Here is a 24,775-nt window from a genome sequence, read left to right as displayed (position 1 = left end):
TGATCAGAATGGCTGGCGATCAGAGAAACCGCAGGGGCTTTTCCTCGGGCGCAAAGCCGTGGCGCACGGCCTTCTCGAAGAAGAGGGCGAGGCTTTCCCGTTCGGCTTCGCCCAGGGTGTAGCTGATGTTTTCCGTGAGGTACTCGTGCAGTTCGATCTTGGTCCAGCCGATGGTGCGGCGGGCCTCCTCGATGATGGCGGGCAGCTGGGCCTGGCCGATCTCGTAGCTCCTGTGGAAGAAGGAGGCCACGCCGCCGGGCACGGGCAGCTGCGGGGCGCTCTTCCGGACCAGCCACAGGGCGAAGACGAAGGGCAGGCCGGTCCAGGCATGCCACTCCTCGGCCAGATCCAGGACGAAGAGTCCCTGGCGGGGGGCCCGCATGGCGGAGTCCCCGATCATCAGGGCGGCATCGTGGGCCTCGAGCATGGCAGGCAGGTCGGGGCCCATGTCCGTGATCTCGGGGCTCACACCGTAGCGCTCCCGGAGGATGAGCTGCCCCAGCACCACGCTGGTCCGGCTGGAGGTATCCAGGGCCAGGCTGCGGATCTGCTCCGGCGGCACCTTGGAGAGGATCACCACGCTGCGGACCCGCTTCGGGGAGGCGATGCAGAGGCCCGGCACGATGAGGAGATCGGGGATCCGCAGGTATTCGATGGAGCTGACGATGCCGGCATCCACCTCGCCGGATCGCAGGCGGTCGGCGCAGGCCGAGGGATAGTGGAACTTCAGGTGGAAGTGCTCCCAGCCAAGGCCGTGCTTGAATCCGTGGTTGAGAGGGGCGGCGTTCAAGTAGTCGATGATGGACAGGCGGAAAGGTTCGGTGACCATGGAAACAGTCTACCGACCCTGCGATGATTCCCTGATGGTCCTCTGGCATTACGAGCTGAATACCCCGATGGGGCCGATGCGAGCCGCTTTCGACGGCCGGGGACGGCTGCGGGAGCTGGCGGTGGAAGGTCTTGATCCCCGCAAGACCAGCCCCCTGCCGCCCAAGGAGCAGCGCGAAGCCAAGCGGTTCCTGGATCGGCAGCTGGAGGCCTACCTGGCCGGCACCCTGCGGACCTTCACCATTCCTGTGGATCCCCAGGGCTCGGCCCTGGAGCTCCGCGTCTGGGATACGGTCCGGACGATTCCCTACGGCCAATCCAGGCAGCCCTCGGATCTGGCGGCCTGGCTGAGCCTGGAGGAGGATCTGATCATCATGGCCTGCGCCGCCAATCCCATCGCCCTGCTCGTGCCCACGCACCGGGTGCTGCTGCCGGGGGAGGGCCCCCTGGCCAGGGCGCTGCGGGATCTGGAGACGGGCATGGGATGGCGGCGGCCCTAGCTTGGGACCGATGGCGCGGGATTTGCACCTAAGTCTCCTGATTCTGCCATTCTTGTGCCCATGAACGGGTCCTTCCATCCGCTGTCCACACCCCTGGGAGATCTGGGCGCGGCCTTCGATGGGGAAGGGCGCCTGATCCACCTGGTACGCCTGCATGGGCGGCCGCCCCTCCAGCCCGAAGGGCCCGCGCCGAGGAGCCTGCCCTACCTGAAGCGCCAGCTGGAGGCCTACTTCTCGGGAAACCTTCGGGACTTCAACATCCCCATGGTGGCCGAAGGCACGGATTTCCAGCGGCGGGTCTGGAAGGAACTGCAGAAGATTCCCTACGGCCAGGCCATCTCGTACCTGGAGCTGGCCCGGCGCCTGGGAGACGAGAAGTGCATCCGCGCCGCGGCCCGCGCCAACGGCGCCAATCCCATCGCCATCCTCATCCCCTGCCACCGCGTGATCGGATCGGATGGATCCCTGGTGGGCTATGCCGGGGGCCTGGACATGAAGGAGTTCCTGCTCCGCCTGGAAGGCGTGCTGCCCAAGGCTCCACCCCAGCCGGCCCTGCCGCTGGTCTGGGATTGAGCGGACAGGAATTCCGGCGCCGTCCAGCGGAGGACTTCCCTTTCCGGGACCCGTAGCATGAAGCCATGCGCTGGTCGGATGAGCACCTCTACGAACGGATCCTGGCGAAGGATGCCTCCTTTGACGGACGGGTGCTCACGGGCGTCCTCACCACCGGGATCTACTGCCTGCCCTCCTGCCCGGCCCGCAAGCCCCTGGCCCGCAATGTGCGCTTCTTCGCGGATGAAGCGGCGGCCCATGCGGCGGGTCTCCGGCCCTGTAAGCGGTGCCGGCCTGATGCCTTCTACCGGGGCGAAGATGCCGACCTGGCCCGGTTGGAAGACGCCATGGCGCAGGCCGCGGCGGATCCGGCGGCCTTTCCGGAGGTGGAAGCCCTGGCCGAGGCCGCCGGCGTGGGCCTCACCAAGCTGAAGACCCTGTTCCGGGATCACGCCCAGGCGCAGCCTGCGACCTTTCTGCAGCGGATCCGCATCCAGGCGGCCTGTGCCCGGCTCGCGGCAGGTCAGGGAGACCTGGGCGACTTGGCCTTCGCATCGGGCTACGAAAGTGCCTCGGGGTTCCACGAAGCCTTCCGCCGGCAGACGGGCCTGAGTCCTGGTGCCTACCGCACCATGCTGGGCTCCGACGGATTCACACTGCCGCAACCCGCGGGACTCCGCGTAGAGGATGTGCTGCGCTTCCACGGCCGGGATGTCGCCAGCGTGTCCGAGCGGGTGGAGGGCCCGCGCCTCGCCAAGGCGTTCCTCTGCCAAGGCCGGGCCTCCGTCCTTGTCCTGACCTTCGGGGCGGGCGCCGTGGAGGTGTCGCTCAAGGGCGCCGGGGGACCTGCGGCCATGAGCCAGGCCCACGGCGCCGCACTCCGGCTGCTGGGGTGGCAGGAGGAGCCCGCGGCCTTCGAGGCGGCGCACCCGGACCTGGCCCGGGGGCGCGAGGGTCTGAGGGTGCTGCTCACGCTGGACGCTTTCGAGGCGCTGGTGTGGGCCATCTTGGGCCAGCAGGTGAACCTGGCCTTCGCCTATGCCCTGCGGCGCGACCTGATCCGCCGGGCCGGGACGCCTGCGGCGGAAGGGCTCTTCGCCCACCCCGAGGCTGCGCAGATCTCCGAGCTGCAGCCCGAGGACTTGCTGGCCCTGAGGTTCTCCCGGCGCAAGGCCGAGTATCTGCTCCACGCCGCGGCCGAGGTGGCTGCGGGCCGGCTGCGACTGGAGGCTCGGGCCACCGCCACCGGCGCCGCCAGGGACCTGCTCGCCCTGCGGGGCTGCGGCCCCTGGACGGCCCAGTATGTGCTGATGCGGGGCCTCGGCTTCCGCGACTGCGTGCCCGTGGGGGATGCGGGACTCACCCTGGCCCTCCAGCGTTGGTTCCGTCTGGAGACCCGGCCGGATGCCACCGAAACGCAGCGGCTCATGGCGCCCTTCGCGCCGCATCGCAGCCTGGCCACCTTCCACCTCTGGTCCAGCCTGAAGGGAACCCCCGCATGAACGGAATTCACCGGATCGACACCTCCCTCGGGCCTGTGCAGGCGGCCTTCGATGCCGAGGGCACCGTCCTGTACCTGGGCTTTGCCGGGCATGAATTCCGGGCCCCGCTGCTGGCGAAGCTCGCGCGCCTCGAACCCGTCGCGCGTCCCGAGGCGAGTTCGGTGGATCGCCTCCGGGAACAGTTGGAAGCCTACGCTGCCGGGCGGAGGCGGATCTTCGAAGTGCCCTTCCGCCTCCACGGCAGCGCCTTCGAGCAGCGGGTCTGGGCGGCCCTCCAGCGCATCCCCTTCGGCGAGACCCGCAGCTACGGACAGCTGGCCGCGGACCTCGGAGATGCCAATCTCAGCCGGGCCGTGGGGCGGGCCAACGGCGCCAACCCTGTGTCGATCCTCGTCCCATGCCACCGTGTGATCGGGGCCAATGGCACGCTGACAGGTTATGCGGGTGGCCTGGCCATGAAGGGGCGGCTGTTGCGGCTGGAGGGGGCGATTACGGGCTGACCGTCCGGAGGGGGCCTCGTTCCAATTCGAGCCGGGTTTCCGCCTGGGCGTCGAAGGCCGCCTTCAGACAGGCCAGGCCGCGGTCCATGTCCACGCCGCCGCAGCTGAAGAAATCCACGGCGGCGAAGCCGTATTCGGGCCAGGTGTGGATGGCCAAGTGGCTTTCCGCGATGATCACCGCACCGCTGACGCCGTGGGGGCTGAAGTGGTGGAAGCTGTGGGTGACGATGGTGGCGCCGGAGACCCGGGCGGCCTCCAGCATGGCGGCGGTGACTCGGTCCAGATCGGCCAGGACCGCGGCCTCGCAACCCGTGAATTCCACGAGCAGGTGGTGGCCCAGCGCGCTCATGGACGCTTGGTCATCAGGGCCACGCACTCCACATGGCTGGTGAGGGGGAAGAGGTCGAGCACGGCCACCTTCTCCAGGTCCCAGGCCTCTCCGAGGCGCTTCACATCGCGGCAGAAGGCGGCGCCATCGCAGCCCACCAGCACCAGCGTCCCGGCCCCGGCGGTGCAGAGGCGGCTGCTGAGTTCCGGTTCGAGACCGGCTCGCGGGGGGTCGAGCAGGATCACATCTTCCGGGTGACCCAGCCCTTCGGGCACCCAGGCGGCCACATCGCCGACCAGGCAGTCCGAGGGCAGACCCAGGGCTTCCAGGTTGCGCCGGGCCCAGGCCACCGCCGCCTCACCCGATTCCACGAGTACGCGCTGGTCGAACTGCTTGCCGAGCAGGGCGGAGAAGAGGCCGACGCCGCCGTAGAGGTCGTAGAGGGTGCGACCATTCACGCCCCAGGTTTCCAGCAGGCCGCCGAAGGCCTCGGCCGCCCAGGGCGGGCTCACCTGGAAGAAGGCCCCGGGCTCGTGCCGAAGGGCGATCCCGCGCAGCTGGTGCCGCAGGGGCTCTTCGCTGCGGTGCCAGCCATCGGGCTCGAGGCACCAGGATCGGCCGCGCTCGTCGGTCGCGAGGATCGTCCCTGCCGGGGTGCCCGTGGACAGTTCCCAGCGGCCCGGGCGAGTCGTGAGGGCGCGGCCGATCAGGGCCTCCTTCAGTCGTGGAATGGCCAGGGACAGGGGCTCGGCGGCGGCGGGGCAGGCGGCCACCGGCACGAGCGCGTGGCTGTGGCGGCGGAAGTAGCCGAGTTCCGTGCCGTCCCAGTGCAGCTGGATGCGGTGGCGGCGGGCCTCCTCCGGGGCGGGGCGCCAGTCCCAGGCGACGCCTTCGCCCAGCTGGCGGCGCAGGAGGTCGGCCACCATTTGCCGTTTGAGGTCGGGGGCGTGGCGCCCGGCCTCCCAGAGATCGCAACCGCCACAGGTTCCGGCGACCGGGCAGGCCGCCACGGTCCGGCGGGGGTCCCGGGTGATCCACCGGGTGACACGGCCCTCGCCGTGGCGGGCCTTCCAGATGACGGTGGCCTCGACCACCTCGCCCGGGAAGAGGGCCAGGGGGGCCTCCAGCAGCAGCAGGCGCCCGTCTGCCGCGCGGCCCACGCCCTTGCCGCCCCAGGCGAGCCGTTCGACGGGGCCTTGCCAGCTTTCAGTCGGGGCAGGGGAATTCCGATATGCTGGCGGCACCTTCGTCTTCGTTTTTTTGGAGCTTGATTCCGCCTTGCGATTCACGGTGGCCGTCCCCCCTGAGCACCGTAACACCCTCCTGGACCGCACTGGCGGGGAGATGCGCCGTGCGCTGGTCTTCCAGGATGCCGGCCCCGCCGATGTGGTCCTGGGCGTGCCGGGCGATGGGATTTTCGCGGACTGCGAGGCCTGGCCCGGCCTGGAGGCGGCGGAGGCCCTGGTCCGGGCGGCCTGGGCCCGTCTGCAGGACCGGCGAGACATGGAGCGGCTCCACGAGGTGGGCCGGGCCCTGGCTTCGGAGCAGAACCTGGACCGCCTGCTGGATCTGATCCTGACCAAGGCCCGGGAACTGCTGATGGCCGAGGCCGGCTCCATCTACCTGCTCACCGGGGCGGAGGACGACCCGGAGCTGTTGTTCGCCCACACCCAGAACGCCCGCGTCAGCCTGCCCTTCCACCGGGTGGCCATGCCCATCTCGCGGGGCACCCTGGCCGGGTTCGTGGCCCTCAGCAAGGAGAGCCTGAACCTCCCGGATGTCTACCGGATTCCGGCCGAGGCCCCCTACCGCTTCAACGACAGCTTCGACCGCCAGGCGGGGTACCACACCACCTCGGCCCTGGTGGTGCCCATGGTCGATACGGAAGGGCAGGTGCTGGGGGTCCTGCAGCTCCTCAACCGCCTGGATGAAGAGGGGAGGACAGTCGCCTTCTCCACGGCGGATCAGAGGCTGGCCCAGAGCCTGGCAGGGCAGGCGGCGGTGGCCGTGAAGAACGCCCAGCTCCGGGAGGAGATCGAGCGGCTCTTCGAGGGGTTCGTGGCCGCTTCCGTGACCGCCATCGAGGCCCGGGACCCCGTCACCAGCGGCCATTCGGGCCGGGTGGCGGACCTCACCGTGGGGCTCGCGGAAGCGGTCAACGCCACGCCCAACGGGCCCTTCGGCAGCCTGTCGTTCTCGGATCGGCAGCTGCGGGAGCTGCGCTATGCGAGCCTCCTGCACGATTTCGGGAAGGTCGGCGTTCGCGAGCAGGTCCTGGTGAAGGCCAAGAAGCTCGATCCGAGCCAGCTGGAGATCATCCTCCAGCGGCTGCGCCAGCGGGAACTGGAAGCGGCTCTCGAGACCCTGGCCAAGGCCTGGAAAGGCGGGGGGAGCTTCGAGTTGTGGGAGCGGACCCTCCAGGACCGCCAGGCCGAGTCCGAGCAGCTCATCCACCTGGTGCGCCAGAGCAACGAGCCCACGGTGCTGAACCAGGAGGTGGCCGAGGGGCTGGGCCTGCTGGAAAGCCTCACCTTCACCCACTGGAGCGGTGAGTCCCGCACCGTGGTGGCCCCGGCGGATGTGGCCAGCCTCCGCATCCGCAAGGGCAGCCTGTCCGAGGCGGAACGCCTCGAGATCGAAAGCCATGTCACCCACACCTTCCGCTTCCTGGAGCGCATCCCCTGGACCCGCGACCTGGCGGGCATCCCCGACATCGCCTATGCCCACCATGAGCGGCTGAGCGGCCGGGGCTATCCCCGGAAGCTGACGGAACCGGATATTCCGGTCCAGAGCCGGGCCATGGCCATCGCCGATGTCTTCGACGCCCTCACGGCCCAGGACCGGCCCTACAAGGGCGCCGTGCCCCTGGAGCGCAGCCTGGCGATCCTGGACGACGAGGCCCGGGACGGGGCCCTGGACCGCGGGCTCCTGGACCTCTTCATCGAGGCTCGGATCTTCGAGCGGACAGCTCGGAAAGCCTGAGGCTGGAGGCCCGGGCCCGGAGGCGGTAGGCTAGAAGATTGGAGTGCCCATGCCCGAACACGAACCGCGCACCATCGATCTGCAGGGGATCATGGACCTGCTGCCCCACCGCTACCCGATGCTGCTGGTGGACCGGATTCTCGACTTCGAGCCCAAGCAGTGGATCAAGGGGCTGAAGAACATCAGCTTCAACGAGGGGGTCCTCCAGGGGCACTTTCCCAGCCGGCCGGTCTATCCGGGCGTCTACATCGTGGAGGCCATGGCCCAGACCGGCGGCTGCCTGCTCATGCGTGAGTTCGAGGACCGGGCCCGGAAGGTGATCTATTTCATGGGCATCGATGCGGTGAAGTTCCGCAAGCCGGTACTCCCCGGCGACCAGATGGTCATGGAAGTGAAGGTGATCCAATTCAAGGGTCGCATCTGCAAAATGCGGGGCGAGGCCTTCGTGGACGGCCAGAAGGTGGCCGAGGCTGAATTCATGTCCATGCTGATGGACTTGGCTGAAGGGGAAGGTAAATGAGCGCTCAGATCCATCCGAGCAGCGTGGTGAGCCCGGAGGCCCGGCTGGGCGAGGGCGTGGTCGTGGGCCCCTTCTGCGTCATCGAAGGCAACGCCATCATCGGCGCGCGAACCCAGCTCCGCAGCCATGTGGTCATCGGCCCGCACACCGAGATCGGCGAGGACAACGACATCTATCCCCACGCCACGCTCGGCATGGGTCCCCAGGACCTGAAGTTCAAGGGCGCCCCCACGCGCCTGCGGGTGGGTCACCGGAATGTGATCCGCGAGGGCTGCACCCTGCACCGGGGCACCGAAGGAGGCGGCGGCCTGACCACCCTCGCCGATGACAACTTCCTGATGACCGGTGCGCACATCGCCCACGACTGCCATGTGGGCCACAAGAACATCTTCGCCAACTCCGCGACCCTGGCGGGTCATGTCGAGGTGGGCGACGGCTGCAACATCGGCGCCTTCTCCGCTGTCCACCAGTTCTGCCGCGTGGGCGATCACGCCTTCATGGGCGGCTTCACCGTGGCCACCCAGGATGTGCTGCCCTTCATGAAGACGGCGGGCGCCCGCGACACCAAGAGCTATGGCGTGAACACCATCGGCCTGCAGCGGAAGGGATTCTCCCTCGAGGTGGTGGAGGGCCTGAAGAAGGCCCACCGGCTGCTGTTCCACGCAGGCCTGCTTCGGGAAGAGGCCATGGCCCAGGCGGAGAAGGAAGTGGGCCACATCGCCGAGGTGGCCTATCTCCTGAAGTTCATTCGCGAGGCCAAGCGGGGCGTGCATCGTGGCTGACCATTCCGGCACGGGCCCGAACCGGCGCCACGCGACCCTCGCCATCATCGGCCTCCCCAATGCCGGCAAGTCCACCCTGCTGAACGCCCTGCTGGGCCAGAAGCTGGCCGCCACCAGCCAGATTCCCCAGACCACCCGCACCAAGGTGCTGGGGGTCATGGACCGCGGCGAGGTGCAGCTGGCCTTCCTCGACACGCCGGGCATCCACCTGCCCAAGCACGCCCTCAATGAACGCATGATGGCTCATGTGGACCAGGCCCTCGAGGAAGCCGACATGCTCCTCTGGGTGGTGGATGCGGACGACTACCTCGGCACCGGGGAGCATGCCCTGGCCAAGCGCCTGCGCAAGCTGGGCCGGCCGACCTACCTGCTGCTGAACAAGATCGACCTGCTGTCCAAGGGGCGCCTGCTGGAGAAGATCGCCACCTACAAGGATCTGCTCCCCTTCAAGGAGATCGTCCCCATCGGCGCGAAGATGGGTCTGAACCTCGATCCCCTCTGGACGATCCTGGAGCGGGATGCGACCCAGCCCGGCTGGCCCTACGGCGAGGAGGTCTTCACAGACCAGACCGAACGGTCCCTGGCCTCGGAGTTCATCCGGGAGAAGGTGCTGCGCAAGACCCGAGAGGAAGTGCCCCATGGCGTGGCCGTGCTCATCGAGCAGTGGCTGGAGCCGGGCCAGGAGGATTACCCCGAGGATCTGGGCCCTGAAGGCGTCTTCATCGCCGCGCGCATCCTGGTGGACCGCGATGGGCACCGCAAGATCCTCCTGGGCAGCGGCGGCGAGATGATCAAGGACATCCGCCAGAGCGCCCAGCGCGAGCTGAAGAGACTGCTCCAGCGCCCCGTGAGGCTGGAGCTCTTCGTCAAGGTCGATGAGGGCTGGCGGGATCGGCCCGAGCGGCTGGACCGGCTCTCGATCTGAAGCGGTCGGCTAGATCGACAGGTCTGTGGCGCGGTGTTCCGGGGCCAGGGGCTCCAGGCCCGCGGTGCCCGTGACAGAGGTGTATTGACCCCGTTCCGGATCGAAGGCGAAGACCTCGCCGGTCTCGATCTTGTAGACCCACGCGTGGAGGTGCAGCATCCCGCTGGCCATGGCCTTGGCCACGGAGGGGTGCGTGCGGAGGTTTTCCAGCTGGACGAGCGCGTTCTCCTCGACCGTGGCGTGGAGGAGCTGGTTCCCTTCGAGGTGGCCGTAGCTCTGCCACATGATTTGCTCCGTCTTCCGGGCGTGGGCCAGCCAGGCCTTGGTGGCCGGCAGCTCGCCCAGCTGGTCCGGCTCCAGCAGGGCCTTCATGGCGCCGCAGTTGGAGTGGCCGCACACGATGATGTCCTTCACCTGCAGCACGGTGACGGCGAATTCGATGCCCGCGCTCATCCCGCCCATGTGTTCGTACGGGGGCACGAGGTTGCCCACATTGCGCAGGATGAACAGCTCGCCTGGCTGGGTCTGCGTGATCAGGTTCGGGCTGATGCGCGAGTCCGAGCAGGTGATGAAGAGCGTTTCGGGCGCCTGGTCCTTGTCCAGCCGCTCGAAGAGCTCCTTGTGGGAACTGAAGATCTGGGTCTGGAACTGGTGGATGCCTTGGACGAGCTTCTGCATCCGACCATTCTACCTGAGGTCAGGCTCAGAGGCTCAAGTGGGCCATGTGCTCTTCGGAGGTGATGGGCGTGTTCGGCTCATCATGGATGATCTTGCCGTCGCGCAGCTTCACGATCCGGTGGGCATGCCGGGCGATGTCCTCCTCGTGGGTGACGAGGATGATGGTGTTGCCTTTCTGGTACAGGTCCTCGAAGAGGGCCATGATCTCGATGCTGGTCTTGGAATCGAGGGCACCCGTCGGCTCGTCGGCCAAGAGGATGGAGGGATTGTTCACCAGGGCCCGGGCGATGGCCACGCGCTGGCGCTGACCGCCGGAGAGTTGGTTGGGCATGTGGTCGCTGCGGGTGCCCAGGCCGACATTCTCCAAGGCCTTCAGGGCCATCTGGTGCCGCTCGACGGGTGTCTTGCCGGCGTAGATCAGCGGCAGCTCCACATTCTGCAACGAGGTGGTGCGGGCCAGCAGGTTGAAGGTCTGGAAGACGAAGCCGATCTCCTCGTTGCGGATCTGGGCCAGGTTGTCGTCCGTCATGGCCGAGGCCAGCTTGCCGTTCAGCTCATAGGTGCCGGTGGTGGGCGTGTCCAGGCAGCCGATGACATTCATCATGGTGGACTTGCCGGAACCGGAGGGCCCCATGATGGCCACATACTCGCCGCGGTGGATCTCCATGGAGACACCGTCCAGGGCGCGTACTTCCATGTCTCCCATCTGGTAGACCTTGGTGATGTCGGTGAGCCGGATCAGGGGAGCATCGGTCATGGGATCCTCGAAGGGCCGCTGACGGCCCTGCGTTATCTTCGCAGATGTCCCCGGAGGGGTTTAGGGTCCCGTCGGGATTCCCGCTACAATCCAGAACTCGCCCGCATTTAGCATGTAGGTTCCATTCACGATGATCGCCCCCTTGATCCGAGCCCTGGGTCGGCCGCTGTTGCGGCTGCGCTATCGAATCCAGTTCGAAGGGACGGGGTCCCTTCCTGAACCCGGGAGGCCGGGCATCCTGTTCCTGGCCTCCCATCCGACCCTGGTGGATCCCTTTCTGCTCGCGACGGCCCTCCATGGCCGTTTCTCGCCGATCCTGGTGGCGGGCCGCGACCATGCGGCCTCGGCTCCCCTGCGTTGGCTGGCCCGGTTGCTGGGTTCCCGCTCCCTGCCGGACCCTGCGGACCACGGGGACCGGACCCGCCAGATTCTGGACCGGGAGCTGACCGCCCTGGCCGGGCACCTGGCCTCGGGCGGCAACCTCATCCTGTTCCCCGGGGCCCGCCTGGCCCGCCAGAAGGTGGAGGACCTCTCCGACAACAGCACGGTGGCGTCGATTCTCCAGCAGGCTCCAGGGGCCCGGGTGGTGGTGATCCGCTTGCGGGGACTCTGGGGCAGCCGGTTTAGTGCAGCCTCGGGTCGGCGCCCTTCCATCGGTCTGGAACTGCTGAAGGGGGTGGGGTACCTCGCAGCGAATGCGCTGTTCTTCATGCCCAAGCGGGAAGTCCAGGTGGCCTTCGAGGAGGTCCGCGACCTGCCGCTGGCCGAGGGAAGGCAGGCCATCAATCGCGCCCTGGAGGCCCGGCTGAATGCCGAGGCCGCGCCGCGGCTCTTCGTGCCCTACCTGGTGTGGAAGAACCACGAACCCCGCATCCTCCCCGAGCCCCCCCGGCCCCGAGTGGAGGGGAATCCCCGCGCCGTGCCCCCCCAGGTGCGCGATGCGGTGCGTCGCCACCTCCAGGCCGTCACGGGCCAGGCCGACATTCAGGACTCCCAGCACCTGGTGCGGGACCTGGGCCTCGACGCCCTGGGCCACCGGGAGCTGGAGCTTTGGCTCCAGCGCGCCTATGGCTATCCCTGCAGCGATCCCGCCTCGCTCCAGACTGTGGGGGATCTCCTGTTGGCCGCCACCGGAGCTGCGGTGTCGCTGCGCCAGGGCGAGCTCAAGGCCGTACCCCACGCCTGGTTCCACTCCCCCACGGACCTTCCCATCGACATGCCGGATGGCGACACCATCACCGAGGTGTTCCTGAAGCAGGCCCGTCGCAATCCGGGCCGCGTGGCGCTGGCGGATCAGCTGGGCGGGGTCAAGACCTACCGGGATGTCCTCACGGCCGTCATGGTCCTCAAGCCCATCTTCGAAGGCCTGGAGGGCAGCCATGTGGGTCTCATGCTGCCGGCCTCTGGAGGCGCCAGCATCCTGTATCTGGCCCTCCTCTTCGCGGGCAAGACCCCTGTGCTGGTGAACTGGACGGCCGGGGCCCGGAGCATGGGGTACGGCCTGGATCTCGTGGGGGTCAAGCAGGTGGTCACCGTCTCCACGCTGGTCAGTCGCCTGGATGCCCAGGGCGTGGACCTCTCGGCGGTGAAACACCGGTTGCTGCTGCTCGACGAAGCCGGGAAGAAGATCTCCCTGGCCACGAAGCTGGCTGCGGCTTTCCGCGCCCGCTTCAACTGGACTTCCCTGCAGGGGGCCAAGCCCCCGGAAACCGCGGCCGTGCTGTTCACCAGCGGCAGCGAAAGCCATCCCAAGGCCGTGCCGCTCACCCACGGGAACATCCTGGCGAACATTCGGGATGCCGCGCAGGCCCTCCATTTCCGCCAGGACGAACGGGTGATGGGCTGCCTGCCGCCCTTTCATGCCTTCGGGCTCACCACCACCACCATCCTTCCGCTGCTGCTGGGCCTGCGCGTGGTCTACCACCCCAACCCCACCGAGGGGCGGATGCTGGCCCGCATCATCGAGGCCTACCACGCCACGCTGCTGGTGGGGACGCCCACCTTCCTCGGGGGCATCATCCGCGTGGCGGAGGACCGGCACCTGGAATCCCTGCGGATCGTGGTCTCAGGGGCCGAGAAATGCTCTGAGCAGATCTACGCGACCCTGGCGCGCCGCTGGCCGAAGACCACGGTCCTCGAGGGCTACGGCATCACCGAATGTTCGCCTGTGGTGTCGGTGAACCGGGAGGACGATCCGCGGAACGGCAGCATCGGCAAGCCGCTGGTCTCTGTCGAGTGGGCCATCGTGGACCTGGAGACGGGCCGCCGGGCCGAGCCGGGGCAACCGGGCATGCTGCTGGTGCGCGGCCCCAGCATCTTCTCCGGATACCTGAACCCCGATGTGGAGTCACCTTTCGAAAGCTTCGAGGGCCGCGACTGGTACCGGACGGGGGATCTGGTCCGCCAGGATCGCGGCGTCCTGGTCTTCGCGGGGCGCCTCAAGCGATTCGTCAAGCTCGGCGGCGAGATGGTCTCCCTGCCGGCCATTGAAGAGGCCCTTTCGCAGCGCTTCCTGGGCGACGACGAAACCGAGCCGCTCCTCGCGGTGGAAGCCGGGGTGGAGGAACTCAACCCCGATCTGGTCCTCTTCTCGGTCGCCGGGATCGCCCGCGACGAGGCCAACGCGGCCATCCGGGCCGCGGGCCTTTCGTCGCTGCACAACATCCGCGCCGTCCGCCAGATCGACCAGATCCCGACCCTCGGTACCGGCAAGACCGATTACCGGGCGCTGAAGGCCCTGCTGGCCGAGGCCGAAGCCTAGCGTTCCACCTCGAGCAGCAACGCCAGGCCCAGCCCGCCGCCGATGCCCAGAGTCGCCACGCCCAGGCCGCCGCCGCGGGCTCTCAGCTGGTGGATCAGGGTGACGACGATGCGGGCCCCGGTGGCGCCGATGGGGTGTCCCAGGGCCACGCCACCACCGGCCACATTCAGGCGATCCTGGGGGATGTCGAGCTGCCGCTGGCAGACCAGGAGCTGGGCGGAGAAGGCCTCGTTCAGCTCCCAGAGGTCGATGTCGGTGACGGCCAGCCCCCGGGCCGAGAGCAGCCGCTGGACGGCTGGGACGGGTGCTTCACCCATGTCGAGAGGGTCCACTCCGGCCTCGCTCCAGCCCAGGATCCGCGCCAGGGGCAGGGCTCCGTCCGCCTGGTCCCGCCGGGCCACAAGCAGGGCCGCGGCGCCGTCCGAAAGGGTGGAGGCGTTTCCGGCGGTGACCTGGCCCTGGGGGGTGAAGACCGGCGCCAGCCGCGCCAGCGCTTCGACCGAGATGTCTGGCCGGATGGCTTCGTCGTGATCCAGGTTGGGGTGAGGTAGGAGTTCCGTGCGGGTGTCCGCGGCCGCCGCGCGGTGGTGGCTGCTGGTGGCCCAGGCATCGGCCTCGGATCTGGAGATGCCGCGCTTCGTGGCCAGCCGCTCGATGGTCTCGCCCATGAGCAGGCCGGTGACGGGACAGCGCAGGCCATCCTGATGCATGACATCGGGCAACTGGCGGTGGCCCATGCGGAACCCCCAGCGCAGACCCGGCACGAGGTGCGGCGTGTCGGACATGGCCTCGCTTCCCCCCGCGAGGATGGGGGCTCGGGCCCCGCCCTCCAGGCGCTGGGCGGCGAGAATGAGGGCCTGGAGGCTGGAGCCGCAGGCCATGTTGATCGTGAAGGCCGGTGTGTCGTGGGGCAGACCCGCCTTCAGGACCAGGGTGCGGGCGGGGTTCATCCCCTGGGTGTGGCTGCGGGCCATGCCCCAGATCAGGTTCCCGGGCCGGGGCAGGGGACCCTGGGCCAACAAGCCCTCCATGGCCGTCAGGCCGAGCCCCACGGCGCCCAGGCCCGCCAGGCTGCCGCCGTAGCGTCCCTGGGGCAGCCGACCCGCAGCGAGGATCAGAAGGTCATGGGGTGCCCTCACTTGGGCGGATCCCAATCATCGGGCGTCGGTTCCCGGGGGCCCAGCCGGGCGTCGGGGGGGAACCAGGCGTCCCAGAGCGCCCGGTGGCGGGCGATGTACTCCCGGATCCAGTAGCGGAGACGGTTCCCGACGGGGCGATCCTCTGTGGAGGCGGGCACCCCCCAGGCCTGGAGGCCCATGCGATCCGCCAGATAGAGAGCCCGGGGCAGGTGGAAGTCCGAGGTGACGATGACCACCTGCGGCTGCCCGAAAACCACCTGGGCACGCCTCAGGCTGTCCCAGGTCCGGAGCCCGGCATAGTCGCTGACGATGCGGGTCGGGGGGACGCCCTGTTTCACGAGCCAGCGTCGCATGGCCTGGGGTTCGTTGTAGGAGGGGTGTCGGTTGTCGCCGGAGACCAGGAACCATCGGATCTTGCCGGAGCGGTAGAGTTCCAGGGCCGTGCGGAGCCGACCCTCCAGGATCGAGGTGGGTTCGCCGTCCCCGTACACCCCGGCCCCCAGCACCAGAACGGGGCCCCCCACGGGTGGAAGGGCCTCGGCCCGGTAGATCTGCTGGTGATGCATGGCCGGGAACCTTCCGAGGGTCCAGAGCAAGTCTCCCAGGAGAGGGAGCGCCAGGGCCAGCAGCAGGGCCCATCGGTGCAGCCAGCAGCGATGAAGGAAGGCGGAGATCGGCATCGTGAGTTAGCATAGACCTTTCGTCCGCCTTAGACCCATGGACCTCCCGCCCGAACGAGACGCCTTGATGAACATGAGCCTTGCCCCCGTTGTCTTCCCGTCCCGCCGGGCCCCCCGCCGCGCGCCCCTGATCCTGGCGCCGCTGGCCCTGATCCTGGCCGCGGGTGCGACGGGTTGTTTCCGGGCGACCGGCGTGTCCCGTCCCACGGTGGCCGTGGAGGAGATCCCCGCCTCCGGCGGCGACCGCATCCAGGGACTGAAGGCCACCTCCGGCCCCGGCGACTTCTACCTGGGCAACGACGCCGTCCAGCTCGCGGTGGACGGGGCGGCATTCGGGGATCGGGAAGGCCAGTTCGGCGCCGCTTCGGGCGGGGCCATCCTCGATGTGGGGACCATCTCCCTCGACCAGAGCTTCAAGCGGGTGTCCATGCCCACGGACCTGGTGGAGCGCCTTGGGCCGGTGGCCAACCAGGATCCTGACCTGCCGCTGGTCTTCGATCGGTATACCCCGGGCACCGGCGTGAACACCGTGAGCCTCGAGATGCAGGGCTACCTGCTGGATCCCAAAGGCAAGCTCGGCGTGCCCACGGACGGCCAGGGGCGCGTGTCGGGCGTGACTGTTCTTCACCGCATCCGCCTCAACCAGGGCGAGACCTTCTTCACCCTGGAGACCACCCTCAGCAACAACGGCACCTCGGCCCTCCCGGTCCGCAGCCTTGGGGATTTCCTCTCCCAGCGCGGCGGCGGCTTCCGCCTTGTGGTGCCGGCCGTGTCCACTTTCAGTGGAGCGCCACTCAGCAGTTGGGGCACGGAAATCCCCGGATCGGACTTTGCGGCCCCGCTGACCAGCAGCGTCGTTGCGCCGATGGTGGCCCTTGTGGGTGCCGAATCGGCCGGCAGCACCCTGGATTCGCATGCCTCCCTGGGCATCCTGCCCCTGGATGTGGACCAGGTCCTGGTGGCTTCGGATCCTCAGCACGCCCTGACCGAACTTCGCCCTGTGTTTCCGGGCCGCCTGGTCGTGGGCAGCCCCGCGGCGGCGAGCCTGCCGGCGGGCCAGACGCTGACCTACCGGCGGCGCCTCTATGCGCTCGGCGGGCCCGATGTGGTTCTCACCAGCCAGGGTTTGGCCCCGCATCCCTTCTACCCCAGCCAGGGAACCGTGGTCTTCAACGAGATGGCCCAGGCCCGGAGCGGACTCCGCGGCGGGGATTTCGGGATCCTGGCCTTCGACACTTTCGGCACCGCCCTGCGCGGCGGTCCCCTCCAGACGGAATTCCGGTTCGAGCGCTACACCGGCACGAACCCCGCCGTGGATCCGGCCGCGGATGCCGATCCCTCCCATTGGGTGCTGGAGCGGGTGGAGTGGCGGGAGCCCAGTGACATCCCCGTCAGCAGTCCGCCCCTCGCGATCCTGCTGCCGGCGGTGCCGGATGTCCGGGTGGCGGGGCAGAACCAGCCGTACCGGATCACCGCCACCAACGCCCTGCAGAGCCACACCCTCTATCTCGGTACCAACATCCTGGATGCCAACCGGCCGTACCTGGCCACGCCCATCACGCCCTCCAAAAGCCAGTCTTGGCACTTGGCCGAAAGCCTGACGCCCGAGCGCGCCGAGATTGTGGACGCTTCGGGCAATGTGACCAAGCAGAAGCAGATGGTTCACGGATTCTCCGTGCGCCAGGCAGGAACGCTGGAATTCGCGGGTCTCAACCCGCTCCGGATCACCTTGGCCGGCCTGGGCGGCGTCCCTGATCCCCACATGCAGCGCGTCCGGCGCATGGCCAGCTACTACGACCAAATCTACAAGGGCAAGGTGCTCCTGAGCGCCAACATCGCCGCCTACCAGTACACCGCCGGAAACGAGGTCTTCGGATCAGCCTTCAGCTATCCCTCCGGAGCCGCGGCGGCCTATTTCCCCACGGGCGACTACCTCGCCTATGGCACCCGGGGACCGCTGTCCTATCTGGATGTGCTGCCGGTGAAGTCGTTCGACGGGCAGCAGGACATCTCCCACGGATTTGTGGCCCTGCCTTCCCCCCTGCCCACGGGCTGGACCAGCTTCGACATCCCCGGCCCCACCCAGGCGACCACGGGCGGCCTCAACCCTGGCGAGATGCTCAGCTCGGCCCTCGCTGAGGGGGTGCAGGTGGTGACCCGCACCGAAGAGGATGTGCTCACGGATCCGGCGGCGCTGCGATCCGAATTCCGTGCGGAAATCGAGAGCCTGGCCGTCACCGACGCCCAGCGCGCCCCCATCGGCCAGGATCCCTTCGTGGTGGGCGGCCGCAGTTCGCGCCTGTCGGACGGCTTCGTCACGGCCCTTTTCACGCCATCCCCCACGGGAGATCGCAACGGCGGGGCCCGGCCCTCCAAGGGATGGACCCTGGCGGATTTCATCACCCAGGCCGAAGGTGGCTTCACGGTGGTCCACCGTCCCCGGGGCCCCCAGGGGCTGTTTACGGTGCGCGGTTTCGATCCCGCGGTGGCGCTCGGCAGCGGTGTCAATGCCTGGTGGACCCAGACGGGCCCCGTGTCCCTCGGCAAGCGCCAGGGCGATTTCGATGCGTTGGAGCTGATTCGGGCCGAGGGTTGCGATCCCGCTGACCCCAGCGCCTGGTTCGCCGAGTTCAAGGCCGTGCGGGCCGATTGGTTCTCGCTGCTGAAGCAGCAGGGACCCGGGGCCTTCACCAAGGGGCTCGGGCTCTCCTCCTCGCGGTTCAGCTTCGACACCCCCGTGGGGCTGGCCCGCACTTACCTGAAGCTGGGCGGCAGCCTCGACCAGAACACCCTCACGCCCCTGGTGGAGGCCCTGCGCACCGGGGCGGCGGTCGCCTCCACGGGGCCCATGCTCGATGTGACGGTCAACGGCGTCGGACCCGGAGGTCTGGTGTCCGGTCCGGCGGCCGCCGTCAATCTCTCCATCTCGCTCTACGCCCCGGATTGGGTTCCGGTGGACGAGGTCCGCGTGGTGGTGAACGGGGTGGCGCAGGTCATTCCCATGAGCAGCTTCACGCCCTCCACCACGGACTTCCGCCTCCGCACCGCCACGGTATCGGGCCTGGCCATGCCCGCGGGCAAGGATGCCTGGGTGGTGGTCGAGGCCGGTGTCCCCCTGGCGACCAGCGGCGCCTACCGGGCCGGGACGCCCTGGAGCCGGATCATGAGGGGCATCTACCCGGTGGCGGTCAGCAACCCCATCTTTGTGGATGTGAACGGCGGCGGATACACTCCTCCGGGACTCTAGAATCGGCAGGAGCGGCGATGGCGGACTGGCTTCCGGAACGGCTTCCGGAGGATATTGATGCGGAGCGGTCGTTCCTGGCGACCTGCTGCGCGCCGGGGGCGGGCTTCGCCGCCAGCGAGGCCGTATTCACCCTGGCCGAGGAGGACTTCGTCCACCCCGCCCATCGGGCCGTGTTCCGGGCGCTGCGGGTCCTTATCGAGGCTCAGGTCGAGGTCAACTCCCTCACGCTGAAGGACGCCCTGGACCAGGACGACAGCCTGAACAAGGTGGGCGGCTATCCCGGCCTGGTGGAGCTGCTGGCCGGCGAGGATGTGGAACGGCCGCAGGTGCTGGCCGATGTCATCCGCCGCAAGGCCAAGCTGCGGCGCCTGGTGCACCTCGGCGCCCAGCTGGTGCGCCAAGCCGCCGAGGAGGACGAGCCGCCCGAAGTGCTGGTGGACCAGACGGCCCAGAGCCTCTTCCACCTGGCCCAGGGGGATGCCAAGGCGCGGGGGCTGCTGTCCATCCAGGCCGTGGCGGATGACGCCATGGAGCGCCTGCACGAGCGCCTGGAAGGGCGTCTCTCGCCTGGCGTCCGGGTGGGGTTCACCCGTTTCGACGAGCTGACCCAGGGATTCCAGCCCGGCAACCTCATCGTGCTCGCCGCCCGCCCGGGCATCGGCAAGACCGCCCTGGCCCTGAACTGGATCCTGCGGGCCGCGCAGGAACGCGACGGCCGCCCGGGGCACTGCGGAGCCTTCTTCAGCCTGGAGATGAGCCACGAGGAGGTCTTCATGCGCCTCCTGGCCGCCAAGAGCCAGACCAACATGAAGGATCTCCAGGCCGGCCGGGCGGCCGGAAAGATCGATCATGTGCTCCAGGCACGCGACGAGCTGGTCCAGATGCCCCTGTTCATCTGTGATCAGGCCTCCATCACCGTGCCGCAGATCCAGAACATGATTGTGAAGCAGGGCAGCCAGAGCAACCGCCGCGTGGAGTTCGCGATCATTGATTACCTGCAGTTGCTCAGCAGCCCCGAGGGCAGCCGCGGCGCCAAGCAGAACGAGGCCGTCCGCATCGGCGAGATCAGTCGAGGGCTCAAGCTCATGGCGAAGGATTTCGGCATTCCCGTGGTGGTGCTCTCCCAGCTGAACCGAGAGGTGGAACATCGCACTGGCGGCCGTCCCCAGCTCAGCGATCTCCGCGATTCAGGCGCCATCGAGCAGGATGCCGACATGGTGGCCTTCATCCACCGGAAGATGATCCCCTCGGCCAACGAGGAGCCGGATCCCTCCGCCGAGCTGATCGTCGCCAAGCACCGCAACGGCCCCACCGCCATCATCCAGCTGCACTTCCAGGGCGAGTACGCGATGTACCGGGAGATGGTCAGGGAGACTTCCTCCTACGCATGAAAACGGCGGCCCGCAGGCCGCCGTTTTCATGCACGGAGCAGGCCCTATTCCAACCCGAAGGTGGAGTTCTCCAGCTCCTTTCTCTCGGTATCGCCCCCAAAAAAGCGGGGGCGATACGCGAGACATCTCTCCTGGTCCTAATGGGTGGATCGCTCGGCCGCTATTCCAACCCGAAGGTGGAGTTCTCCAGCTCCTTTTTGGCGAAGGCCATGAACAGGTCGGCGGTGGCTCCGTCGACGATCCGGTGGTCGAAGCCGAGGCTGCTGAACATCATCTGGCGGATGGCGATGAAGTCGGTGCCGTCAGGGCCGGTGATGACCACGGGGCGCTTCACGATGGCGCCCACCCCCTGGATGGCCGCCTGGGGCTGGTTGATGATGGGCAGGCCGAAGGTGTCGCCGTAGACGCCCGGATTGGTGATGGTGAAGGTGCCGCCGCTGATCTCATCGGGCTTGAGCTGCTTGGTGCGGGCGCGCTCGGCCAGATCGTTGAGGCTGCGGGCCAGGCCGCCCAGGTTCATCATGTCGGCGTTCTTCACCACGGGGACGATGAGGCCCCAGTCCAGGCTCACGGCGATGCCGAGGTTGATGTCCTGCTTGTAGACGATGTTGTCGCCGTCCACGGAGGCGTTGGCGATGGGATAGGCGCGCAGCGCTTTGCAGGCCGCCATCATCACGAACGGCATGAAGCTGAGCTTCGTGCCGAACTGGGCCTCGAAGGCCTTCTTGTGCTTGTTGCGCAGCTGGGCCACATGGGTCATGTCGATCTCGAAGATCGTGTAGGCGTGGGCCGAGGTGCGGCGGCTGGCCACCATGTTGTCGGCGATGATCTTGCGCATGCGGCTCATGGGCTCGACCTTCACCCGCTCACCCGCGGCGAAGGCCGGCATGGCGGGGGCGGGGGCCACCGAGAGGGCGGGGCTGATGCCCAGCGTGGGCGCGGAAGGATCGTGAACCGCGGGCAGGACCGGCGCGATGGTCGCGGGTGAGGAGGGGGCCGGGGAGACCGCTGTGGGCCCCTTGGCCAGATGCGCTTCCATGTCCTCCTTGGTGACGCGCCCGGCTTGGCCCGTGCCCTGGATCCGGGCGAGATCCACGCCATGCTGCTTGGCCATTTCGCGGACGAGGGGGCTGCTCTTGGTCCGGAGGCGGCCCTCGAGGCTGTTGTCATCTTCGTCGGCCAGGGGCGCCGTGGCGGCGGCAGAAACCGGGGCAGCCACGGGCGCGGAAGCAGTTGGAGCGGCGGCGCCCGCGGGCTTCTCAGAGGCGGCGCCGATGCGGGCCACCACAGTGCCCACGGGAACCGTGGCGTTGACTTCCACGAGGATCTCCAGCAGGGTGCCGGCGGCGGGGGCGGGGATCTCCGCGTCCACCTTGTCGGTGCTGATCTCGTAGAGCGTCTCGTCCTTGGCGATCACATCACCGGCCTTCTTGTGCCACTTCAATACGGTGGCTTCCGCAATGCTCTCGCCCATCTGGGGCATGACGACATCAAAGGCCATGGTTCGCTCCTATGCGGACAGGGTCGGGGTTTCGAGGTGGTGGCGGGTGGCGGACTGGAAGGCGTGGGCCGTCTCGAGGAGACGGACATCCGACAAGGCAGGTCCGATGAGTTGGATGCCGACGGGGAGGCCGCCGGTGAAGCCCGCGGGCATGGAAAGGCAGGGAAGCCCGGCCAGGGAGGCGGGAACAGTGAAGGCATCGGCGAGATACATGGCCAAGGGATCCTCCGTCTTGGCGCCGAACGGAAAGGCCGTGCCGGGGCTGACGGGGGAGGCCAGGATATCGGCCTCGGCGAAGGCGGTGCGGAAATCTCCGGTGATGAGCGTGCGGGCCTTCAGGGCCTTCAGGTAGAAGGCGTCGTAGTAGCCCTTGGACAGGCAGAAGGTCCCGAGCAGGATGCGGCGCTTGACCTCCGATCCCAGGCCCTGGTCCCGGGTCTCGGCGATCATCTCCGGCAATCCGCCCTCGGCGGGGCGGACGCGGAGCCCGAATCGCACGCCATCGAAGCGGCTGAGGTTGCTGGACACCTCGCTGGTGCAGAGCAGGTAGTAGGTGTCGATGGCGCAGCGGGTGTGGGGCAGGCTCACCTCCACCAGCCGTGCGCCGAGGCGCTCGAATTCCTGGAGAGCTTCATTGAGGGCGGCCTGGACTGCGGGCTCCAGCCCCTCGGCGAAATATTCCTTCGGAAGGCCGATGCGAAGGCCCTTGAGGTCGGCGGCCTGGAGTGGAGCCAGCCGCTCAGCCCCCGGCAGGTCCACCGAGGTGCTGTCCTGGGGATCGATGCCGGCCATGACCTGGAAGGCCAGGGCCAGATCCTCGGCGGTGGCGGCGATGGGGCCCACCTGATCCAGGCTCGAGGCCATGGCCGTGAGCCCGTAGCGGCTGAGGACGCCGTAGGTGGGCCGGAGCGCCGTCACATTGCAGAAGCTGGCGGGCAGGCGGACGGAGCCGCCGGTATCGCTGCCCAGGGCCAGGGGGGCGTAGCCGGCGGCCACGGACACCACGGATCCACTGCTGCTGCCGCCGGGCACCCGCGAGGGGTCCCAGGGGTTGCGGGTGGGGCCAAAGGCGCTGTACTCGCCGCTGGAACCCATGGCGAATTCGTCGAGGTTGGCCTTGGCGATGGGAACCGCGCCGGCCTCGAGCAACCGGCGCACCACCGTGGCGTCGTAGGGCGCCACATAGCCGTCCAGCACGCGGGAGCCGCAGGTCATCGGCAGGCCCGACCAGTGGAGGTTGTCTTTGAGCACGATGGGCAGCCCGAGGACAGGGGTTCGATCTCCGGCGCCCAGGCGGGCATCGGCCGCGCGCGCCAGGGCCAGGCTTCGGGGCTCATCCAGGGCGAGCAGGGCGTGGAGGTTCCCGTCCAGGGCCCGGATCCGGTCGAAGGCGGCGCGGACCAGGGCCTCGGAGGACAGGTCGCCGGCATCCAGGCCCTCGCGCCAGTCCATCGCCGTGCCCAACCCCATGCCCGCTCCTCTGGAACCTTCTACTTTGCCATCACGAGGGGGTCTCTTCCAGTCTCGGCCACCGGGGTGGAGACAGCATCTCCCCGGAGGAATCCAGCGAGCACGATAGCTCTGGACCTGCATTCGGATCGGAAATAGGCTACCATCCTCTGCTCAAGCCCTGTTCTTCCACTCGCATGCGCTGCACCGACCCGATAGGTACCGCGGAATCCCATGAATCCATTCGATGTGCTGGAAATCCCGCCGGATGCCTCACCCGAGGACATCAAGACGGCGTATCACCGGCTCGCCAAACGGTGGCATCCCGACCGGTTCACCGGGGCCGAGAAGGCCGAGGCGGAGGCGAAGTTTCGTGAACTGGCCGAGGCCTTCAGCATCCTGAAGGATCCAGGCAAGCGGCTGACGGCCCTGCAGCAGATGCCGCGGGCCGCGGCGGCACCGGCCAAGGAGAAGGAGCGGGAGCCCGAATCCGCGCAGGAGCGGACGCCCGAGGACTGGGCGGCCATGGCCAAGGCGGCCCTGGACGAGGGACGGGTGGATCAGGCCCGGGCCCTCATCCACTACGCCATCCGGCTGGACGAAAAGAAACCCCAGTACCACGCGCTGCTCGCCGCCATCCTCGAACGGGAAGGCAGCGACCTCCGGGCCGTGGTGAAGGCCCTCGAGGCGGCTGTCCGCCTCGCCCCCCTTGATGTGGAGAGCCACATCCGGCTGGCGGGACACTTCCAGACGCTTGGAATGACGGCGCGGGCCCAGCGGCACCTCCAGAAGGCCCGGGAGATCTCGCCCAACCACCCCAAGCTGCGGCAGTCCGCCCCCAAGGGCGGGCAGGGCGCCAAGGCGGGAGCCGGGCAGGGCCCGAAAGGCAAGGCTGCTGCGGCTGCGCCGAGTCTCATGGATCAGCTAAAGGACCTCTGGGGCCGACTGACGGGAAAGGGTTGATCATGAGGATCCAAGCCGCTGGCAAGACGGATGTCGGTTGTGTTCGCAAACACAACGAGGACAGCTTCCTGGCGGACGAGGGTCTGGGGCTTTTCGTGGTGGCCGATGGGCTGGGCGGCCACGCGGCCGGCGAAGTCGCCAGCCAGATCGTGGTGGAGACCATTGCCCGCTTCGTGGGCGAGACCTTAGAGAAGGACCGCACCTGGCCCCTCGAGTACGATCCCTCCCTTTCCTATGACGGGAACCGGCTCCGGGTGGCCCTGATGCTTTCGGATCAGGCCATCGCGGAGGACATTCGGCGGAACCCTGAGCGGGAGACCATGGGCTCCACCGTGGTGGCGGGCCTGTTCCACGGCGCCAAGGTGACCCTGGCCCATGTGGGGGACAGCCGGGCCTACCTCTTGAATGCCGAGGGCATCCATCAGGTCACCCGGGACCACAGCTGGGTGGCGGAGCAGGTGGCCAACGGGATCCTCACCCCGTCCGAAGCCCGGGTCCACCCCTTCCGGAATGTCATCACCCAGGCCCTGGGCAATGGGGGCGAACTGGATATTGAGATCCAGGATTTGGAACTGGGCAAAACGGATCGACTCTTGCTTTGCTCCGATGGCCTGTCAGGAATGATCGGTGATAAACAGATCTGGGACATCGTAGAGCAGTCAGATAATCTCCAAACTGCTGTGGAATCACTTGTTTTCATAGCACGGGAGCACGGCGGTGAAGACAATATCACCGCCATCCTGGTCGGTTTGGACGCGGAGGATTCTTGATGCAAGCGCAGTTAACCTTG

The 24,775-nt window shown here is 68.2% G+C and carries 22 protein-coding genes; 13 read left to right on the top strand and 9 right to left on the bottom strand.

Features of this window, described 5'->3' with window-relative positions; translation table 11 throughout:
* Positions 1-19: 19 nt before the first annotated feature.
* Positions 20-829: a menaquinone biosynthesis protein gene (locus QZ647_RS08210; RefSeq protein WP_291271688.1), complete on the bottom strand. Its 810-nt coding sequence runs from the start codon at positions 827-829 to the stop codon at positions 20-22.
* 76 nt (positions 830-905) lie between these two features.
* Between QZ647_RS08210 and QZ647_RS08205 the strand changes: the two genes are divergently transcribed.
* The 4 genes from QZ647_RS08205 (at position 906) to QZ647_RS08190 (ending at position 3,882) form a co-directional block, all read left to right on the top strand.
* On the top strand, positions 906-1,328 hold the full coding sequence (locus tag QZ647_RS08205; RefSeq protein ID WP_291271687.1) for an MGMT family protein: 423 nt from the start codon (positions 906-908) through the stop codon (positions 1,326-1,328).
* Positions 1,329-1,388: 60 nt separating this feature from the next.
* Positions 1,389-1,901: a methylated-DNA--[protein]-cysteine S-methyltransferase gene (locus tag QZ647_RS08200; protein ID WP_291271686.1), complete on the top strand. Its 513-nt coding sequence runs from the start codon at positions 1,389-1,391 to the stop codon at positions 1,899-1,901.
* Between the two features lie 65 nt (positions 1,902-1,966).
* The gene (locus QZ647_RS08195) at positions 1,967-3,382 is read left to right on the top strand and encodes an Ada metal-binding domain-containing protein (protein WP_291271685.1); all 1,416 of its coding nucleotides are present in this window, start codon (positions 1,967-1,969) and stop codon (positions 3,380-3,382) included.
* Positions 3,379-3,882, top strand: a complete 504-nt coding sequence (locus tag QZ647_RS08190; RefSeq protein ID WP_291271684.1) for a methylated-DNA--[protein]-cysteine S-methyltransferase — start codon at positions 3,379-3,381, stop codon at positions 3,880-3,882. Before QZ647_RS08195 ends, QZ647_RS08190 begins: the two co-directional genes overlap by 4 nt.
* On the opposite strand, the gene speD is transcribed toward QZ647_RS08190, so the two are convergent.
* Entirely contained in the window at positions 3,872-4,231 is a 360-nt protein-coding gene (gene speD / locus QZ647_RS08185; RefSeq protein ID WP_291271683.1) for an adenosylmethionine decarboxylase, read from the bottom strand. The two genes, QZ647_RS08190 and speD, sit on opposite strands and share 11 nt — an antisense overlap.
* A complete protein-coding gene (locus QZ647_RS08180; protein WP_291271682.1) occupies positions 4,228-5,454 on the bottom strand; it encodes a hypothetical protein in 1,227 nt (408 codons plus the stop codon). Before QZ647_RS08180 ends, speD begins: the two co-directional genes overlap by 4 nt.
* 100 nt (positions 5,455-5,554) lie before the next feature.
* Here QZ647_RS08180 and QZ647_RS08175 point away from each other — a divergent pair, with 100 nt between their 5' ends.
* The 4 genes from QZ647_RS08175 to era are packed head-to-tail and all read left to right on the top strand — an operon-like array spanning position 5,555 to position 9,419.
* Positions 5,555-7,192 carry an HD family phosphohydrolase gene (locus tag QZ647_RS08175; RefSeq protein WP_291271681.1) on the top strand — a complete coding sequence of 546 codons (1,638 nt, stop codon included), beginning with the start codon at positions 5,555-5,557 and terminating at the stop codon, positions 7,190-7,192.
* Between the two features lie 49 nt (positions 7,193-7,241).
* Complete coding sequence (gene fabZ / locus QZ647_RS08170) at positions 7,242-7,712, top strand: 3-hydroxyacyl-ACP dehydratase FabZ (protein WP_286355757.1); 471 nt, start codon at positions 7,242-7,244, stop codon at positions 7,710-7,712.
* Positions 7,709-8,494, top strand: coding sequence for an acyl-ACP--UDP-N-acetylglucosamine O-acyltransferase (lpxA, locus tag QZ647_RS08165; RefSeq protein WP_291271680.1), 786 nt, complete (start codon positions 7,709-7,711; stop codon positions 8,492-8,494). The genes fabZ and lpxA overlap by 4 nt, the downstream gene beginning before the upstream one ends.
* Positions 8,487-9,419, top strand: a complete 933-nt coding sequence (gene era / locus QZ647_RS08160; protein WP_291271679.1) for a GTPase Era — start codon at positions 8,487-8,489, stop codon at positions 9,417-9,419. Before lpxA ends, era begins: the two co-directional genes overlap by 8 nt.
* A gap of 9 nt (positions 9,420-9,428) precedes the next feature.
* On the opposite strand, the gene QZ647_RS08155 is transcribed toward era, so the two are convergent.
* Both QZ647_RS08155 and QZ647_RS08150 read right to left on the bottom strand, forming a co-directional pair.
* Positions 9,429-10,097 (bottom strand): carbonic anhydrase, encoded by a 669-nt coding sequence (locus QZ647_RS08155; protein WP_286355760.1) that lies wholly within the window; start codon positions 10,095-10,097, stop codon positions 9,429-9,431.
* A 25-nt stretch (positions 10,098-10,122) separates the two neighbouring features.
* Complete coding sequence (locus QZ647_RS08150) at positions 10,123-10,854, bottom strand: ABC transporter ATP-binding protein (RefSeq protein ID WP_286355761.1); 732 nt, start codon at positions 10,852-10,854, stop codon at positions 10,123-10,125.
* Positions 10,855-10,984: 130 nt separating this feature from the next.
* Between QZ647_RS08150 and QZ647_RS08145 the strand changes: the two genes are divergently transcribed.
* Positions 10,985-13,615, top strand: coding sequence for an AMP-binding protein (locus QZ647_RS08145; protein ID WP_291271678.1), 2,631 nt, complete (start codon positions 10,985-10,987; stop codon positions 13,613-13,615).
* On the opposite strand, the gene QZ647_RS08140 is transcribed toward QZ647_RS08145, so the two are convergent.
* Together QZ647_RS08140 and QZ647_RS08135 are read right to left on the bottom strand one after the other, a co-directional pair.
* Entirely contained in the window at positions 13,612-14,754 is a 1,143-nt protein-coding gene (locus QZ647_RS08140) for a thiolase family protein (protein ID WP_291271677.1), read from the bottom strand. The genes QZ647_RS08145 and QZ647_RS08140 overlap by 4 nt on opposite strands.
* Entirely contained in the window at positions 14,751-15,434 is a 684-nt protein-coding gene (locus QZ647_RS08135; protein WP_291271676.1) for an ElyC/SanA/YdcF family protein, read from the bottom strand. Before QZ647_RS08135 ends, QZ647_RS08140 begins: the two co-directional genes overlap by 4 nt.
* A 73-nt stretch (positions 15,435-15,507) precedes the next feature.
* Between QZ647_RS08135 and QZ647_RS08130 the strand changes: the two genes are divergently transcribed.
* Both QZ647_RS08130 and QZ647_RS08125 read left to right on the top strand, forming a co-directional pair.
* Positions 15,508-18,681 (top strand): hypothetical protein, encoded by a 3,174-nt coding sequence (locus tag QZ647_RS08130; protein WP_291271675.1) that lies wholly within the window; start codon positions 15,508-15,510, stop codon positions 18,679-18,681.
* Between the two features lie 17 nt (positions 18,682-18,698).
* On the top strand, positions 18,699-20,072 hold the full coding sequence (locus QZ647_RS08125; RefSeq protein ID WP_291271674.1) for a replicative DNA helicase: 1,374 nt from the start codon (positions 18,699-18,701) through the stop codon (positions 20,070-20,072).
* Positions 20,073-20,232: 160 nt separating this feature from the next.
* On the opposite strand, the gene QZ647_RS08120 is transcribed toward QZ647_RS08125, so the two are convergent.
* On the bottom strand, positions 20,233-21,573 hold the full coding sequence (locus QZ647_RS08120) for a dihydrolipoamide acetyltransferase family protein (RefSeq protein WP_291271673.1): 1,341 nt from the start codon (positions 21,571-21,573) through the stop codon (positions 20,233-20,235).
* A gap of 9 nt (positions 21,574-21,582) precedes the next feature.
* Positions 21,583-23,043 (bottom strand): Asp-tRNA(Asn)/Glu-tRNA(Gln) amidotransferase subunit GatA, encoded by a 1,461-nt coding sequence (gatA, locus tag QZ647_RS08115; protein WP_291271672.1) that lies wholly within the window; start codon positions 23,041-23,043, stop codon positions 21,583-21,585.
* 213 nt (positions 23,044-23,256) lie between these two features.
* Between gatA and QZ647_RS08110 the strand changes: the two genes are divergently transcribed.
* Both QZ647_RS08110 and QZ647_RS08105 read left to right on the top strand, forming a co-directional pair.
* Positions 23,257-23,985 (top strand): DnaJ domain-containing protein, encoded by a 729-nt coding sequence (locus tag QZ647_RS08110; protein ID WP_291271671.1) that lies wholly within the window; start codon positions 23,257-23,259, stop codon positions 23,983-23,985.
* A gap of 2 nt (positions 23,986-23,987) precedes the next feature.
* Positions 23,988-24,755, top strand: coding sequence for a Stp1/IreP family PP2C-type Ser/Thr phosphatase (locus QZ647_RS08105; RefSeq protein WP_291271670.1), 768 nt, complete (start codon positions 23,988-23,990; stop codon positions 24,753-24,755).
* The last annotated feature ends 20 nt before the right edge of the window (positions 24,756-24,775 follow it).

The organism is Geothrix sp., from assembly GCF_020622065.1.
In the GTDB taxonomy this organism is placed as follows: Bacteria; Acidobacteriota; Holophagae; order Holophagales; family Holophagaceae; genus Geothrix.
The sequence above is the reverse complement of the archived record's forward strand: the minus strand, read 5'-3'. Positions and strand labels throughout refer to the sequence as shown.